The sequence below is a fragment of the Thiomicrorhabdus sediminis genome (genome assembly GCF_005885815.1).
GTDB lineage: Bacteria > Pseudomonadota > Gammaproteobacteria > Thiomicrospirales > Thiomicrospiraceae > Thiomicrorhabdus > Thiomicrorhabdus sediminis.
The window spans coordinates 1,018,205-1,035,292 of record NZ_CP040602.1; the positions used below are offsets into that span (position 1 = coordinate 1,018,205).

Sequence of the window (17,088 nt, forward strand, 5' to 3'; positions counted from 1 at the left end):
CGCTGAAAAAGGGATTCTCAGAGTACCGACGATTTCATTGTAGACCTCAACCAGTTGGTTGGATATGGCAGTTTGTCAGCCGAAGGGATCGCTAAAATGCCTACAAAAAACCCGCATGATGCGGGCTTTTGTTTTTTGATGGTTTGCAGTATTACTGTTAAAACCAACCTAGACCTAACCAGGATTTATCTTCTTTTAGCTCAACCTGTAAATCTTGCTGTTTCCAGTTGCTGAGAAATTTATTCTGATCAAAATTCAGCACAAGATGTTTGCGCACACGTTTTTTGTTTTTGGTTTCCGCGGTGCTGTAGTAGATGTATTCCCAGTGTAACGGATTGAACGGGTTGCTCCCCATTGGGGGCCCGAGTAGTTCTCTAACTTGTCCTTGGGTCAAGCCTACTTGCAATAAGTTGACCGATTCCGGAGTCATGATATTGCCTTGCACGGTTGGCGCTTTATAAGGTTCAAGGTAAGAACATGCGCTTAGGCTGGCTAGTCCAGCAGTGACAAATGCACCAATAAATAGAGTGCGCAAGGTGGTTTTGCATTTAGCGGTAAAACGAGTCAATTGCGTGAATTTCGCCATGGGTTCCTCAAGTTAACAAGCTCTTTTAGCGAGCTAGTGTAATATGTCTAGGAAATTTTGTGTAGTGATAAACGAATCTAAATTCTCGTTATCAGTGTTTTAAGGTATTATACACACTAAAATTCGTATAATGAGATTGGCTGAAGGGCTGATGGATTCCATTAAAGTGTCCATTCCCCGGTCATTTCTGGCAAGAATAAAATAATTAACGATAGAGCTTGTTTCAAGCGGCATAAATTAGGGCGTTAGAGGAATTTATGAGCGGAGAAGAGTTAAAGAAAGTCGGCCTTAAGGTCACTTTGCCAAGACTGAAGATCTTAGAGATTTTGGAAACTCAGGGAGAAGATCACCATCTGAGTGCTGAAGATGTGTATAAGATTCTGCTTGACCAGGGAGAAGAGGTCGGCTTGGCAACAGTTTATCGAGTTTTAACTCAGTTTGAACAAGCTGGCATTGTGCGCCGCTTAAACTTTGAAAACAATATCTCGATTTTCGAATTGGATACCGGTGATAACCACGATCATTTGGTATGTTTGAAAACCAGTCGAGTTAAAGAGTTTGTTGATCCGGTGATTGAAGAACGAATCAAAGAGATCGCTAAAGAAAACGGCTATGAGCTTTCAGGTCACAGTCTGGTGATTTACGGAACCTTTAACGGCGAACAATAACATACCGTTGTAAAAGACGATTAATAAGCCGGCAGAACTTACAGTTTGCGTCAAGTTCTGCCGGCTTTTTGCTTTCTGGATTTTTCTTTGCAGTTGTTGGTTTAAGCCACTTTGCCCTGGGCGACTTCAAGCATCTCTTTGGCATGGTTAAGGGTTTGTTCGGTGACTTTCAATCCACCGAGCATGCGCGCCAACTCCTCAATGCGGTGGCTGTTACTTAGTTGCGTGACCTGAGTTGTCGTCGAATCGTTTTGTGTCTGTTTTTCAATAAACAGGTGTTGATGCCCATGAGAAGCGACTTGCGCCAAGTGGGTGATCGATAATACCTGTTTGTGTTCGCCTAAGTTCTGCATTTTTTGCCCGACCACTTCGGCAATACCGCCACCGATGCCGACATCAACCTCATCGAAAATCAAAGTCGGCAGGCTGGCGACTTCGGCGGTGGCGACTTGAATAGCCAGACTGATTCGTGATAATTCGCCACCCGAGGCGACTTTGGCAAGCGGTTGCAATGGCTGACCTTTGTTAGCGGTGACCATAAACACGGCTTTATCAATTCCCAGTGCGGTCGCTTGTTCAGTGTTGTGCAATTCTATGGCAAATTGACCATTCGGCATACCTAGATTCTGCATGCCTTCGGTCACCAAATGAGCTAATTTTTTTGCCGCCTTAAGGCGTGAATCGCTTAGTTTTTTAGCCTCTTTTTGAAAGGCTTGCCAGGCATTGTTCAAGTCGATTTGCAGGCTTTCCAGAGAATCACTCGAGTGTTGTAATTGCGCTAGGTCATCATTGATCTGTTGATGCTTTTTCACCAGTTGGTCGGCATCCAAGTTGTATTTTTTGGCTAAGGCAAACAAGGATGAAAGTCGTTCTTCAACCGATTCAAGCTGCTGTGGGTCGAGTTCGATATGTTCGGCTTGGTGTTGGATTTCAGTGGCGGCTTCCTGCACTTCAATCAAGCTGCTATGGAGTTGCGCCAGTACCGATTCCAGTTTTGGGCTGAAATGGATAATGCTTTCCAAGCTGTGAATGGCTTGGTTGAGTTGATCGATGGAACCGTTTTCCCCTTCAATCGCATCGTAGGCCTGTTGGCAGGCAAGTTTGATTTCGCTGGCGTGAGACAGTTGTGATTGTTCCTCTGAAAGCTGTTCAAACTCTTCAGCCTGTGGATTGACCTGTTCAAATTCGTTTTGCTGGAAACTTAAAAGTTCCAATTTGCTCTGGTAATCGGCTTGGGCTTCTTCCAGAGTTTGCAGCTCTTTTTTAATGGCTTGCCAAGCTTGATAGCTTTGTCGGGTATTGGCCAATAAATCGTTGTGATTGGCATAAGCATCAAGCAGTTCCAGTTGATTGTTTGCCGTTAATAATCGCTGGTGTTCGTGTTGACCGTGAATGTCGATAAGAAAGCTGCCTAACGTTTTCAGCTGATTGGCGGCAACCGGGTAACCATTGATATAGGCTTTTGAGCGACCTTCGGCGGTAACGGTACGGCGCAGATAACAGCTATCGTCATCTTCAAGATCATGCTCTTGCAGCCAAGCTTTAACCTGAGCCAATTGCTTCACATTGAACTGCGCGGTGACATCGGCTTTAGGTGTGTTGTGACGAACCAGGGAGGTGTCTGCACGCTCACCTAAAGCGAGTCCTAAAGCATCCAATAAAATCGATTTACCGGCACCGGTTTCACCGGTAAGAGTGGTGAAACCGCTTTCAAAGGACAGGTTTAATTTTTCGATGAGCGCGAGGTTTTGAATCGTCAGTTCTTGCAACATATTTGAATACGCTTTGTTAAATTTCTCAATTCAGTGGTCTTTAATGGCCTCAAGTAGTCCTTAAGACAGTTTGTCGCCCCAGTGTAGCTTGGCTCGAAGCAGTTCAAAATGATCATGGCCTTTAGGGTGCAGCATTTTGACCATCTTTTTGTGACGCTTGACGGTGGTGCTGTATCCGAGGCTGATTTGGAACGACAACTGACCGTCACAGATCACTTGGGCTTTACCGGCACAGTTTTCATGTGGTCGAACTTCCACCACACTGTTTCCCGGGACCACATAAGGGCGTGTGCTCATGGTATGAGGGTTGATCGAAACCAGACTCATAACATCGAGACGCGGGTCCAAAATAGGACCGCCGGCGGAAAGCGCATAGGCGGTCGAACCGGTAGGGGTGTTGATAATCATCCCGTCTGAACGCTGGCTATTAAGAAAACGCCCGTCGACAAAGGTTTCAAATTCGATCATGCGTGGCGAATCGGTTTTATGGATCACCACATCATTAAAGGCGAATTCATTGAATAGTTCATTCTCGTCTTTACTGATTTTTACATGAATCAAATTACGTTCTTCGCACTCGTAATTGCCGGCTAATATATCGTCCAGCGTGGTCAGCATCTCTTTCGGTGAGATGTCGGCAAGAAAACCGAGACGCCCCAGGTTGATCCCTAAAATGGGTGTTTCGGAATCAACAATGGAGCGAGCCACATCCAAAAAGGTACCGTCACCGCCGACAACAACAGCCAGATCGATCTGTTGTGCCAATTGCTGACGTTCGATGACTTCAACGCCATAGCGCTCAACCGGAAAATCATGACAGGAAGCATCGTCCAACATAACCGTTTTATTGCTGGAGATAAGGTGTTGCAATAATTTGTCGATACTTTCCCAGGACTCGATGCCGGAGTATTTTCCAAAAATGCCGATGCGTGTAAACATAGATCTGCCTGTATTCTGGGTGCGCCGTTGCGTCAAAAATAAGTGGTTAAATTTAACCCATTAGTTTGCTTAATAACTCGATTTTACGCAACCATTATTTCGCTGTCAGCTTAATTGACAAATAATTTTCAGTCACAAATTTGTAACCAGTCATAGGATTGTCGAATTTAGCGCTTGAATAAGCCGCTAAAGCCTATCTATAATTTAGCACTCTAATTGTAAGAGTGCTGATTTAGACTTGAAATGAATTGAATCGGCACTATGTATTTTCCATGACATATTGAATTGAATGGCAGTCAAATCAGGCTGTCATTCGCAAACCACCCACAAGCCAGAGTGTTGCTATGTTAAATGACCGTTCACAGTTGTTGTTTAAAAACTTAATGGGGTTATACCTTAATGACGGTAAACCGGTTGGTTCGAGCACCTTGGCAAAACTGCCGGAAATTGGCTTGAGCTCGGCCACGGTGCGCAATGTCATGGCCGATTTGGAACGTATGGGGTTGATTCATTCGCCGCACACTTCGGCGGGGCGAGTACCGACAGACCAGGGATATCGCCTGTTTCTCGATTCGATTCTTACCTACAAGCCTTTGTCTAATCAGCGTGTCGAGAGTATTCGCAGTGAGCTGACATTGGGGTTGAATCAGGATGAACTGCTGGAAAACGCCTCCAAAGTGTTATCGGATTTGACCGGTTTGACCAGTTTGGTCTTGATGCCCAATAAGGAGCGTGAAGTATTACGCCATATCGATTTTATTGCCCTGAGCGACAAGCGTGTCTTGGTGGTATTGGTTTTTAATGATCAGGATGTACAGAACCGAATTATTGAACTGGATGGTGGTTTGTCGATTGATGAGTTGCAAAAAACCGCCAATTTCTTAAATGAGAATTGCCTGGGCAAAACCTTGTCCGAGGCCAAAGGCATGCTGGTATCGCGCATGGATAAGATTCGCGCCACTGCGAATGAGTTTATGTCATCGATTGTTGAGGCCACCGATTTTATCCTCACAGAGCAGCTGGAGAAGAAAGTGCCGTTTCTGGTGTCGGGAAAAACCAATTTATTGAATTACAAGGAACTTGCCGACTCGGAAAAGCTCAAAGCTTTGTTTAATGCTTTTGACCAGCATAATGAAGTGGTCAATTTGCTTGATAAAAGTATGCAAGCGCAAGGTGTTCAGGTATTTGTCGGTGGCGAGTGTGGTAATCCGATTTATCAGGATTGCAGTATTGTGACCACGCCTTATATTTCCGATGGTGAGATTCTGGGCGTTCTGGGTGTGGTCGGGCCAAGCCGAATGAATTATGAAAAAGTGGTGCCAAATGTTGATGTGACGGCGAAAATTTTAGGTTCGCTCTTGAAAAAATAGTCAATCATCACCACTAAAATCAGCATTAGAAGTATTACATCGGCTGAAATTTTGAGTCAGCCATTAACCGTTTTTAATTTAAGTGTGGCGGATTTATTGTAAATTCCGTCAGGAAGTAAACAGATAGGGAAACCTTATGAGTGAAGCAAAAAATCAAGAAACCGTAAACAATGAAAACGAAGCGGTGGTACAACCGGAAGAAGAGACGCTGGAGCAAGCTCAAGAAGCGGTAGAACATGATGTAGAAGCGTTGTTGGAAGAAGCGCGTGCTGAAGCGGAAAAGCATAAGGATATGGCGTTGCGTGTGCAGGCGGATATGGAAAACTTGCGTCGCCGTACCCGTATGGATGTGGAAAGCGCACATAAATTTGCATTGGAAAAATTCGTCAATGCTTTGATTCCTGCATTGGATTCAATGGAGATGGGGATTGATGCGGCGAATAAGGAAGATGCCAGTATCGATAGTATCCGCGAAGGTTTGGATATGACTTTCAAGCAGCTATTGGATGTTTTAGGGGAATTCAATGTCGAGCGCGTCAACCCGACCGGTGAAAAGTTTGATCCGCAATTGCATGAAGCCATGACAATGGTGCCATCACCGGACCACGAATCGAATACGGTCATTGAAACCTTCCAAAAAGGTTATACCTTGAATGAACGTCTGGTTCGCGCCGCTCGCGTGGTAGTGGCTCAGTAAGTTGATTGGGCTGTTGTTTGTCGATTAAAAGCGTTGCCAAGCAAAAAAATCCAAAAAAAATGTGGATTTTACTTGAAAGACAAAATAGCACCCTTATAAAGAATTCAACTTATAAGAAACAGCATTTAAATAATTAAGAATTTAATCAATTTTAAAACGACTTTGACAGCATTGTATGTCAGCATCACAAACGCTTGTTTGAAAGTCCGTTAGCAATTTTGGAGAACTAGACAAATGGCTAAGATTATTGGTATTGACTTAGGAACAACAAACTCTTGTGTTTCGGTCATGGAAGGTAAAGAAGTAAAAGTTATTCCTAACGCGGAAGGTGCGCGTACCACGCCATCTATCGTTGCTTACACAGATGACGAAATCCTGGTTGGTGATTCAGCCAAGCGTCAGGCGGTAACTAACCCTGAAAACACGTTATTCGCAATCAAGCGTTTGATCGGTCGTCGTGCAGATGACGCGGTTGTACAAAAAGATAAAGACATGGTGCCTTATGCGATCGTGGCTGCCGATAACGGTGACGCTTGGGTATCGGTTAAAGACAAAAAATTGTCTCCACAGGAAGTTTCTGCGCGTACTTTGATGAAAATGAAGAAGACTGCAGAAGATTACCTGGGGCACGAAGTCACAGAAGCGGTTATCACCGTTCCTGCATACTTCAACGATGCGCAGCGTCAGGCGACTAAAGATGCCGGTAAAATCGCTGGTCTAGAAGTTAAGCGTATTATCAACGAGCCGACAGCGGCGGCGTTGGCTTACGGTATGGATAAAGTGACTTCTGACAGCAAGATCGCGGTTTACGATTTAGGTGGTGGTACTTTCGATATCTCTATTATCGAAGTAGCTGACCTAGACGGTGAAAAGCAGATCGAAGTATTGTCGACTAACGGTGATACTTTCCTAGGTGGTGAAGATTTCGATAACGTAATCGTTGAATACATCGCCGAAGAGTTCAAAAAAGATCAGAACGTTGATCTAAAGCTAGACAAACTGGCACTACAGCGTGTGCGTGAAGCGGCTGAGAAGGCGAAGATTGAATTGTCATCTCGTGAGCAGACAGATATTAATCTGCCTTACGTCACAGCGGATGCAACAGGTCCTAAGCACTTGAACATGAAGATCACTCGTGCCAAGTTTGAATCTTTGATTGACGATCTAGTTACGCGTTCAATCGAACCTTGTAAGGTGGCGTTGAAAGATGCGGGGCTGTCTGCATCTGAAATCGATGACGTTATCTTAGTTGGTGGTTCGACTCGTGTACCTATGGTTCAAGCGGCGGTTAAAGAGTTCTTCGGTAAAGAGCCACGTAAAGACGTTAACCCTGATGAAGCGGTAGCGATGGGTGCTGCGATTCAAGGTGGTGTATTGTCTGGTGATGTCAACGACGTTCTTCTGCTTGACGTAACACCTTTGTCTCTAGGTATCGAGACAATGGGTGGTGTGATGACTAAGTTGATTGAGAAAAACACAACGATCCCGACTCGTAAGTCTCAGGTGTTCTCAACGGCTGAAGACAACCAGTCTGCGGTAACGATTCACGTTCTTCAAGGTGAGCGTGAAGTGGCAAGCGGCAACAAGTCTCTAGGTCAATTCAACCTGGATGAAATCGCCGCGGCACCACGTGGTACTCCGCAGATCGAAGTAACTTTCGATATCGATGCTAACGGTATCCTGAATGTTTCTGCGAAAGATAAGAACACTGGTAAAGAGCAGCACATCACTATCCAGGCATCTTCTGGTCTATCTGAAGAAGAAATCGAAGCAATGGTTAAGGATGCCGAAGCGAACGCTGAAGCCGATGCTAAGCTGAAAGAACTTGTTGAAGCGCGTAACCAGGCTGATGGTATGGTTCACGCAACCAACAAAATGATCAAAGATGCGGGTGACTCGGTGACAGCTGAAGAAAAAGCACCGGTTGAAGAAGCGATCAAAGCGGTTGAAGAGGCAATCAAAGGCGACGACAAAGCGGCAATCGACGAGTCTGTTCAGAAGTTGATGGAAGCGAGCCAAGGTATTGCTCAAAAAGCGCAAGCTCAGCAGCAGGCTGGTGGAGAAGCGCAACAGCAAAGTTCAGCAAAAGACGATGACGATGACATCGTTGATGCGGAGTTTGAAGAAGTTAACGACGACAAGAAGTAATTATTTTACGCGCTAGTCTTGCAGCCTCTGTGTTGGGAAATGGTCAGCTACTCATTGTAGCTTCACATTTCCCGCCTTGATTCTGCAAGCTATCGCAAAAAATAAAAGAACTTCTTAAGTCCATATCAGAAGAGTTTTAGAAGTTGTTTTTAAAACTCGGTATAATTCGGGCGATTCCAAACAGGGTTGCCCGTTTTTCTTTGTAAGAATTGATTGATAAAAGCTGAATGGCTATTTAAAAAACTGCTTGGTGAAGCGATTTTTTAAATAGTGATTTTAAGATTAAGTAAACGCGATAAAGCACAGATGAGAATTCAATGAGTAAAGCTTGCTACTATGAAATTTTAGGCGTCGCCAAAACCGCCTCCGAGGGGGAAATCAAAAAAGCCTACCGTAAAATGGCCATGAAATATCACCCGGATCGTAACCCGGATGATGCTGAGGCGGAAAACAAATTCAAAGAAGCTTCGGAAGCTTATGAAATTCTTTCGGATTCACAAAAACGTTCGGTATACGATCAGTTTGGTCATGCAGGTCTAGACGGCCAATCCGGAGGTGGATTTGGCGGTGGCGGTTTCGGCGATGCCTTTGGTGATATCTTCGGCGATATCTTTGGCGGCGGTTTTGGTGGTCGTCGAGGTCCGCAACCGGGTGCCGATCTGCAATACGATCTGGAAATCTCGCTGGAAGATGCGGTTGCCGGTACTACGGTCGATATCCGTATTCCAACCAAGGATGTTTGTGATGCCTGTGATGGAACAGGGGCAGAGTCTGGTAGTGATGTGGAAACCTGTCCAACTTGTCATGGTGCCGGTCAGGTTCGGATGCAACAAGGGTTCTTTGCGGTAAACCGTACTTGTCCAAGTTGTCACGGTAGCGGTAAGCTGATTAAGACACCTTGTAAGTCATGTCGTGGCGAAGGCTATACTCATAGCCATAAGACCTTGTCGGTTAAAATTCCCGCCGGTGTCGATACCGGTGATCGTATTCGTCTGCAAGGCGAGGGGGAAGCCGGTGAACCAGGTGCGCCACGTGGTGATTTGTATGTCCGCATCCGCGTCAAGCAGCATTCCATTTTTGAGCGTGACGGTAATAACCTTTATTGTGAACTGCCAATCAGTTTTGCCAAGGCCGCTTTGGGTGGTTCGGTAGATGTGCCGACCTTGGGCGGTAAAGCCAGCTTGAAGATTCCGGCCGGTACTCAGTCCGGTCAGCGCTTTAAAATGAGCGGAAAAGGGGTCAAGTCGGTTCGTTCATCAATGGTTGGTGATATGATTGTTCTGGTTCATATCGAAACACCGGTTAAACTCACCGCTCGTCAAAAAGAGTTGTTGGAAGAGTTTGAACAAAGCCTGCAGGGCAAGCACTATAAACAGCACAGCCCGAAATCGCACAGTTTTTTTGATTCGGTAAAAGCTTTTTTTACCGGTGATGATGACGATACGAAAAAAGACAAAAATAACAAGGATGAGCCTTGGAATTAAATTTCCGTTTATCTATTATTGCCAGGATCAACTAAAGGAATTCATTAATGAGAGTAGCAGTCATCGGTGCCTCAGGCCGTATGGGAAAAAATTTATTGGATGCGGTCAATCAAACTAATGGTTTAACGGTGAGCGCGGCGATTGAACGCCCTGACAGTTCCTTGATCGGTGCCGATGCCGGTGAGCTAGCCGGCCTTGGAAAACTTGGTGTCACTATTGTCGGTGATATTGCAACGGTGGTGGATGATTTTGATGTGTTAATCGATTTCACTACTCCGGAAACCACGCTTAACAACCTTAAGGTTTGTGCCGAACACAATAAGAAGATTGTTATCGGTACTACCGGTTTTGATGAAGCGGGTCTGCAAGCCATTAAAGATGCAGCGCAAACCACGGCGGTGATTTTTGCGGCCAATTTCAGTGTCGGAGTTAATCTTTGTTTGAAGCTGTTAAAGCAAGCGGCAGAAGTGCTGAATGAAAACTATGATATTGAAGTCATTGAAGGTCACCACCGCCATAAGGTTGATGCGCCATCCGGTACAGCCTTGAGAATGGGTGAGGTGGTCGCTGAAACGCTGGGGCGCGATCTGAAAGAGTGTGCGGTTTATGGTCGTGAAGGCATTACCGGTGCGCGTGATCCGAATACCATCGGTTTTGCTACGGTGCGTGCCGGAGATATTGTCGGTGATCATACCGTATTGTTCGCTACCGAAGGCGAGCGTGTCGAGATTACTCATAAAGCCTCAAGCCGTATGACTTTTGCCATGGGCGCGGCGCGCTCTTGTAACTGGATCGCTGACAAAGACAAAGGCTTATTCGATATGCAGGATGTATTGAATCTGCGTTAAGGCTTTTCTTATTCAAAACAAAAAAAAGGCGCTTTATGGCGCCTTTTTTATTGGTCGATGATTCTCGCAGTTAAGTCATCATCTGTTCATGGACAACTTGATTGCGACCGAATTCTTTGGCGCGGTACAAGCTTTTATCGGCACGGTTGATAAATTCATCCAGCGATTCAATTTTTCCTTTAAACAGGGCGACACCAAATGAAGCGGTAATTGGCTTGATCGGTTTTTTCTCACCTTTTAAAGTTAAACGGCAGCTGGCGATTTTCTGACGAATCTGTTCTGCGCGCCGAGTAGCTTGTTCAATGCTGGTGTTTTTCATTAAAATGGCGAACTCTTCGCCACCATAGCGACAAACTGTTTCATTTTCCTCTGCTTCTTGGGTCATGATCTTGGCAAAGTAGCGAAGTACACTGTCGCCAACCGGATGGCCATAGGTATCGTTAAAGCTTTTAAAGTGATCAATGTCGGTCATAATCAAGCATAACGGCTGTTCGGTTTCGCTTTGCTCGATGCTTAAGTATTGTAGCGCCTTGTTAAAGGCTTTACGGTTGCCCACTTGAGTCAAGTCATCGGTATGCGCTTCGGCACGAGCTTGTTCAAGCTGTTTACGCAACAACTTAACCTGTTGGCTACTGCTTTGCAGGTCATCACAGATCTTATTGGTGTCGCTTTCCATCAGCTCTGTAACACTGCGGATATTCTGCGCCAGGTTTTCAATGTCATTGCCTTGCAGGTTAGGTACCGTTAAGTTGTCGGCATAGCTTTGCATGGTTTTCGAGTGTTGCGCCATGTTCTGTTTCAATACGTCCATTTGATGGGAAGTTTGTTGAACATGAGAGGCCACTGCCGCATCATATTGAGTTTGCGCGTGAGGTTCGTCTTTTTCAATATACTGTTCGTATAGACGTAAGCCTAATCTGTCAGGAAAGTGTTTACTGTTTCTGAGAAGGTCATTGATTTCCGCATTCAAATCGAGATTGCTGCCAAGAAAATATTCGTACCAGACTGTGTAGTTAATCGGTGTCGGGTTGATTTTGATTTGACTGAATTTTTCAGTGATGCTTTGATAGATATCACGAGATTTGTTTACAGGCTGACTGTATTGAATCATGCGGTAACCTCTGTTCAGGCTTAAAGAGTGTAATCCTGATGATGAATGAGAATTACATAATGCTTATATTATAAAGTATTCGAGGCAAGTTTTGATATAGGCATTTATCTAAATAATGTGAAAAAACGGGTAAAAATTCGGGTCTAAACGCTATATGTTGGGTTTGGTGTTTAAAATTAATTTATGGTGATATATTTGTCGAATGCATTAAGACATCTATGGTTGCTAAGTCTTTTAGTTAGCCTGATTGGCTGTAGTTCAACCACTGAGAGAAGTGAAAGCGCATCATTTGCGTTGCAATTGAAATCGACTGGTATTGATTTACAAGATTCTCAGCAAGTCCGAAATGAACTTTTGGCACAGTTTGATCTATGGCGGGGCGCGCCATATCAGTATGGCGGCACAAGTCTGCACGGCGTGGACTGTTCCGCCTATGTGCAAAATACCTTTGCCAACCGTTTGGGATTGATGTTGCCCAGGACTACCAGAACACAGATCAAGTTTGGGGTGCCTGTCGACAAAACCCAGCTGGAAGTGGGTGATGTGGTCTTTTTTAAGGTATCGAGAAATACTCTGCACAATGGTATTTATTTGGGGAAGGGAAAGTTTATGCATGCGTCTTCAAGCAAGGGAGTGACGATTTCATATCTGTCCAATCCTTATTGGCAAAAAACGTATCTGCATGCACGACGCTATTTTAACTAAACGGGATGTATCTTATCGACCGCATTGGTTTTAACTTGTCCAAACTGTTTTGGTCACCTTGTGGTTCTTGGGTAGTTTAATCAGTGGCTTTATTGCCCAGCGCGAATAAATCCGCTATTTGCCTGAATTTAAGCGCCATTTAATATAGACACGCTTGGCGAAATACAGTACAATCCGCGTATTAAATTTTTGCGACTGAAATTAAGCAGTTATTGGCAATTAACGGGGATTTTAGCGGGATGACACGGGTCATTTAGCATATTGGAAAACGGAGTGAGTTCTTTAACGGGACTGGCTCCGTTTTTTTATATACGCCCTTTAAAAAAATCGCCTCTTAGCTGTGATCCAGCATACTGCTTAATACTAGATTCATTGGATGGACATTACATGACACAGGCTTTGCTAGCATTAGAAGACGGTACATTATTTTGGGGTACCTCTCTGGGTGCGCAAGGGGAAACTGTTGGTGAGGTAGTATTTAATACCTCTTTGACAGGCTATCAGGAAATTCTGACAGACCCTTCGTACTTCAAACAAATCGTTACATTAACTTATCCGCATATCGGTAATGTTGGTGTTAATGAGGAAGATGAAGAATCGCCGCGTATTATGGCTCAGGGTCTGGTCATAAAAGATTGTCCTCCACTGATGAGCAACTTCCGCGCCCAGAAAACGCTACCGGATTATTTAACCGAACAGGGTGTGATTGCGATTGCCGATATCGATACCCGTAAGTTGACTCGAATCTTGCGTGACAAGGGGGCGCAATCCGGTGTGATTGTTGCCGGTGATAATATCGATGCAGAAGATGCAGTAGCCAAAGCCAAAGCATTCAGCGGTTTGAAAGGCATGGATCTTGCCAAGGAAGTCACCACGGCGGAAACCTATGAATGGACAGAAGGTTCTTGGCAGCTTGGTCAAGGCCACAAGGATTGCTCTGCAAACCAGCCCTATCATGTTGTAGCATTCGATTACGGTGTTAAACGTAATATCCTACGCATGCTGGCCGATCGTGGTTGTAAGTTGACGGTTGTACCCGCGAAAACGCCGGCTAAAGATGTGCTCGCACTGAACCCTGATGGTGTTTTCTTATCAAACGGTCCGGGTGATCCGGAACCATGTGATTATGCGATCAATGCAATTAAAGAAATTCTAGAAACAGATATCCCTGTGTTCGGTATCTGTTTAGGGCACCAGTTATTGGCTTTGGCCAGCGGTGCCAAAACGGTGAAAATGAAATTCGGTCATCACGGTGCTAACCATCCAGTACAGGATAGCGAATCTCAACAGGTCATGATTACTTCTCAGAACCACGGTTTTGCGGTAGATGAAGCCAGCTTGCCAGCGACTTTGAAAGCCACTCATAAATCATTGTTTGATGGTTCCCTACAGGGAATCTCACGTACCGATAAATCGGCATTCAGCTTCCAGGGGCATCCAGAAGCGAGCCCAGGTCCTCATGATGTTGCGCCATTGTTCGATCAGTTTATCGACAATATCAAAAGCGCCAAGAAAGCTTAATAATAGGAATTAGCAATGCCAAAAAGAACAGACTTAAAAAGTATTATGATTATTGGTGCCGGTCCTATTATTATCGGGCAGGCATGTGAATTTGACTATTCTGGTGTTCAGGCCTGTAAGGCACTGAAAGAAGAGGGTTACCGTGTTATTTTGGTGAACTCTAACCCAGCGACCATTATGACCGATCCAGAACTGGCCGATGCCACTTATATCGAGCCAATCGAGTGGAAAACCGTTGCCTCTATCATCGCCAAGGAAAAGCCGGATGCGATCCTGCCGACCATGGGGGGGCAGACGGCACTGAACTGTGCGTTGGATCTACACGATAATGGCGTTTTGGCAGAACATGGTGTTGAGCTGATCGGTGCCAATGCCGATGCGATCGATAAAGCTGAAAACCGTGACCGTTTCCGTCAGGCAATGACCAAGATCGGTTTGGATATGCCGGTTTCTGATGTGGCTTCAAATATGGAAGAAGCTTGGGCGATTCAAGAACGTGTCGGTTTCCCGACTATTATCCGTCCATCATTCACCTTGGGGGGATCCGGTGGTGGTATCGCCTATAACAAAGCCGAATTCGAACAGATCTGTAAGTTTGGTCTAGATCTTTCACCAACTAATGAGTTATTGATTGAAGAATCGATTCTGGGTTGGAAAGAGTATGAAATGGAAGTTATCCGTGATAAGAAAGATAACGCCATTATTATTTGCTCGATTGAAAACCTTGACCCAATGGGTGTGCATACCGGTGACTCTATCACTGTGGCGCCGGCACAGACATTGACTGATAAAGAATATCAAATCATGCGTAACGCCTCCTTGGCGGTATTGCGTGAAATCGGTGTCGAAACCGGTGGTTCGAATGTACAGTTCTCGGTAAACCCTGAGACCGGTCGTATGATCATTATCGAGATGAATCCGCGAGTATCGCGTTCATCGGCCTTAGCTTCAAAAGCGACAGGTTTCCCGATTGCCAAGGTCGCTGCAAAATTGGCAGTAGGTTATACCCTGGATGAATTGAAAAACGATATTACTAACGGTGCGACACCTGCATCGTTTGAACCGACGATCGACTATGTTGTCACTAAGATTCCTCGTTTCACATTCGAGAAATTCCCGCAAGCACAGCAGCGTCTGTCGACTCAGATGAAGTCGGTCGGTGAGGTGATGGCGATGGGTCGTAATTTCCAGGAATCTTTGCAAAAAGCGTTGCGTGGACTGGAAACGGACAAGAACGGTTTTGATGAAATCATCCCTGTTGAGATGGATGAAAAAGACATCAAGGATACTTTACGTCGTGAATTGCGCGATGTTGGGCCTGAGCGTCTATGGTATGTGGCGGATGCGTTCCGTGCCGGTTGGGATATCGAAGCGGTATTTGATGCATCGAAAATCGATCCTTGGTTCCTGGCGCAGATTAAAGAGCTTATCGACATGGAAGATGAGCTGAAACAGCGTGGTTTGGATGCCTTGGATGAAACTTATCTGCGTCAGTTGAAGCGCAAAGGTTTCTCAGATAACCGTCTTGCCAAACTGTTGAATACCGATGCGGCGTTTATCCGCAAGTTCCGTCATACCTTGAATGTACGCCCGGTGTTCAAGCGTGTTGATACCTGTGCGGCGGAATTCGAGACATCGACTGCTTATATGTATTCATCATACGATGAAGAGTGTGAAGCGAATCCGTCGGATAAAGACAAGATCATGGTATTGGGTGGTGGTCCAAACCGTATCGGTCAAGGTATCGAGTTTGATTACTGTTGTGTTCACGCTGCCATGGCGATGCGTGAAGACGGTTATGAAACCATTATGGTTAACTGTAACCCGGAAACGGTTTCTACCGATTACGATATTTCGGATCGTCTTTATTTCGAGCCGTTAACGCTGGAAGACGTATTGGAAATCGTTGAAGTCGAACAGCCAAAAGGTGTGATCGTCCAGTACGGTGGGCAAACGCCGTTGAAACTGGCTGAAGATCTTGAAGCGGCGGGTGTACCGATTGTCGGTACTTCACCGGAGTCAATCGATTTGGCGGAAGACCGTGAGCGTTTCCAGAAAATTCTGCAAGACAATGATTTGTTGCAGCCACCTAACCGCACGGCAACCAGTGTTGAGCAGGCGGTAACGCTGGCTAACGAAATCGGTTATCCGCTAGTGGTACGCCCATCTTATGTATTGGGTGGTCGTGGTATGGAAATCGTTTACGGTGAAGCGGATCTGGTTCGCTACATGAAAGCGGCGATTGGTGTATCGAATGATTCTCCTGTATTGCTGGATCGTTTCCTGGATGATGCGGTTGAGCTGGATGTCGATGCGGTTTGCGACGGTGAACAGGTGGTTATCGGCGGGATTATGGAACACATCGAACAGGCCGGTATCCATTCGGGTGACTCGGCCTGTTCATTGCCTCCTTACAGTATTTCTGCCGATGTACAGGATCGTGTCCGTGTTCAGGTTGAGAAAATGGCGAAGGCGTTGGGTGTTGTCGGTTTGATGAACACTCAGTTCGCGATCAAAGGTGATGATATTTACGTGCTAGAGGTTAACCCTCGTGCTTCACGTACCGTACCGTTTGTCTCTAAAGCGATCGGTCAGCCGTTGGCGAAAATCGCGGCGCGTTGCATGGTTGGGCAGAAGTTGGCGGATCAAGGCTTTACTGCGGAAGTTAAGCCGGAACATTTTTCGGTAAAAGAAGCGGTATTCCCGTTCATCAAGTTCCTGGGTGTTGACCCGATTCTTGGGCCGGAAATGAAGTCGACCGGTGAGGTGATGGGTATTGGTGAAAACTTTGCCCAAGCTTATGCCAAAGCGCAGTTGGCGGGTGGCACTGTATTGCCTCGTTCAGGTAAAGCGTTCTTATCGGTGCGTAAAGCAGACAGAGTACGTGTCGTCGATCTGGCCAAGCAGCTGATTGCTCGCGGTTTCGAAATCGTGGCAACTCGTGGTACCGCCACTTCGTTAATTGAAGCCGGCATTGAATGTGAAACGGTGAACAAGGTGACGGAAGGGCGTCCGAATATTGTCGACTCAATCGTCAATGAAGAGATTGCGTTGATTGTCAACACTTCTGACGGTTCGGTCAGTATTCAGGATTCATCGAGCATCCGTCGAGAAGCTTTGATGCATAAGACCTGTTATACCACAACCATTGCAGCCGGTTTCGCGATGGTTGCAGCAATGGATTATCTTGATGACCAGCCAGTGAATTGTTTGCAAAACGTTCACTAAAATTGGTACAT

General features: G+C 45.5%; 13 protein-coding genes. 9 read left to right on the top strand and 4 right to left on the bottom strand.

Annotated elements, in window-relative coordinates; all coding sequences use genetic code 11:
• Positions 1-157 precede the first annotated feature (157 nt).
• The gene (locus FE785_RS04605) at positions 158-586 is read right to left on the bottom strand and encodes an outer membrane protein assembly factor BamE (protein WP_138564640.1); all 429 of its coding nucleotides are present in this window, start codon (positions 584-586) and stop codon (positions 158-160) included.
• A gap of 257 nt (positions 587-843) precedes the next feature.
• Here FE785_RS04605 and fur point away from each other — a divergent pair, with 257 nt between their 5' ends.
• Entirely contained in the window at positions 844-1,254 is a 411-nt protein-coding gene (gene fur / locus FE785_RS04610; RefSeq protein ID WP_138564641.1) for a ferric iron uptake transcriptional regulator, read from the top strand.
• Between the two features lie 101 nt (positions 1,255-1,355).
• Here the strand turns inward: fur and recN are convergent, their stop codons facing one another.
• Both recN and FE785_RS04620 read right to left on the bottom strand, forming a co-directional pair.
• The gene (gene recN / locus FE785_RS04615) at positions 1,356-3,026 is read right to left on the bottom strand and encodes a DNA repair protein RecN (protein WP_138564642.1); all 1,671 of its coding nucleotides are present in this window, start codon (positions 3,024-3,026) and stop codon (positions 1,356-1,358) included.
• A gap of 60 nt (positions 3,027-3,086) precedes the next feature.
• A complete protein-coding gene (locus tag FE785_RS04620; protein WP_138564643.1) occupies positions 3,087-3,965 on the bottom strand; it encodes an NAD(+) kinase in 879 nt (292 codons plus the stop codon).
• A 344-nt stretch (positions 3,966-4,309) separates the two neighbouring features.
• Between FE785_RS04620 and hrcA the strand changes: the two genes are divergently transcribed.
• The 5 genes from hrcA (at position 4,310) to dapB (ending at position 10,512) form a co-directional block, all read left to right on the top strand.
• Positions 4,310-5,335, top strand: a complete 1,026-nt coding sequence (hrcA, locus tag FE785_RS04625) for a heat-inducible transcriptional repressor HrcA (RefSeq protein ID WP_138564644.1) — start codon at positions 4,310-4,312, stop codon at positions 5,333-5,335.
• 136 nt (positions 5,336-5,471) lie between these two features.
• Positions 5,472-6,032, top strand: a complete 561-nt coding sequence (gene grpE, locus FE785_RS04630; protein WP_138564645.1) for a nucleotide exchange factor GrpE — start codon at positions 5,472-5,474, stop codon at positions 6,030-6,032.
• Positions 6,033-6,266: 234 nt separating this feature from the next.
• Complete coding sequence (gene dnaK / locus FE785_RS04635; RefSeq protein ID WP_138564646.1) at positions 6,267-8,180, top strand: molecular chaperone DnaK; 1,914 nt, start codon at positions 6,267-6,269, stop codon at positions 8,178-8,180.
• Positions 8,181-8,497: 317 nt separating this feature from the next.
• On the top strand, positions 8,498-9,664 hold the full coding sequence (gene dnaJ, locus FE785_RS04640; RefSeq protein WP_138564647.1) for a molecular chaperone DnaJ: 1,167 nt from the start codon (positions 8,498-8,500) through the stop codon (positions 9,662-9,664).
• A gap of 47 nt (positions 9,665-9,711) precedes the next feature.
• Positions 9,712-10,512, top strand: coding sequence for a 4-hydroxy-tetrahydrodipicolinate reductase (gene dapB / locus FE785_RS04645; protein ID WP_138564648.1), 801 nt, complete (start codon positions 9,712-9,714; stop codon positions 10,510-10,512).
• 70 nt (positions 10,513-10,582) lie between these two features.
• Here dapB and FE785_RS04650 read toward each other — a convergent pair whose 3' ends face one another.
• Positions 10,583-11,623, bottom strand: coding sequence for a GGDEF domain-containing protein (locus tag FE785_RS04650; protein ID WP_138564649.1), 1,041 nt, complete (start codon positions 11,621-11,623; stop codon positions 10,583-10,585).
• A 195-nt stretch (positions 11,624-11,818) separates the two neighbouring features.
• Between FE785_RS04650 and FE785_RS04655 the strand changes: the two genes are divergently transcribed.
• The 3 genes from FE785_RS04655 (at position 11,819) to carB (ending at position 17,077) form a co-directional block, all read left to right on the top strand.
• Entirely contained in the window at positions 11,819-12,328 is a 510-nt protein-coding gene (locus tag FE785_RS04655) for a C40 family peptidase (RefSeq protein ID WP_168188911.1), read from the top strand.
• A gap of 387 nt (positions 12,329-12,715) precedes the next feature.
• Positions 12,716-13,849 (top strand): glutamine-hydrolyzing carbamoyl-phosphate synthase small subunit, encoded by a 1,134-nt coding sequence (carA, locus tag FE785_RS04660; protein WP_138564651.1) that lies wholly within the window; start codon positions 12,716-12,718, stop codon positions 13,847-13,849.
• 15 nt (positions 13,850-13,864) lie between these two features.
• Entirely contained in the window at positions 13,865-17,077 is a 3,213-nt protein-coding gene (gene carB / locus FE785_RS04665; RefSeq protein WP_138564652.1) for a carbamoyl-phosphate synthase large subunit, read from the top strand.
• Positions 17,078-17,088 lie beyond the last annotated feature (11 nt).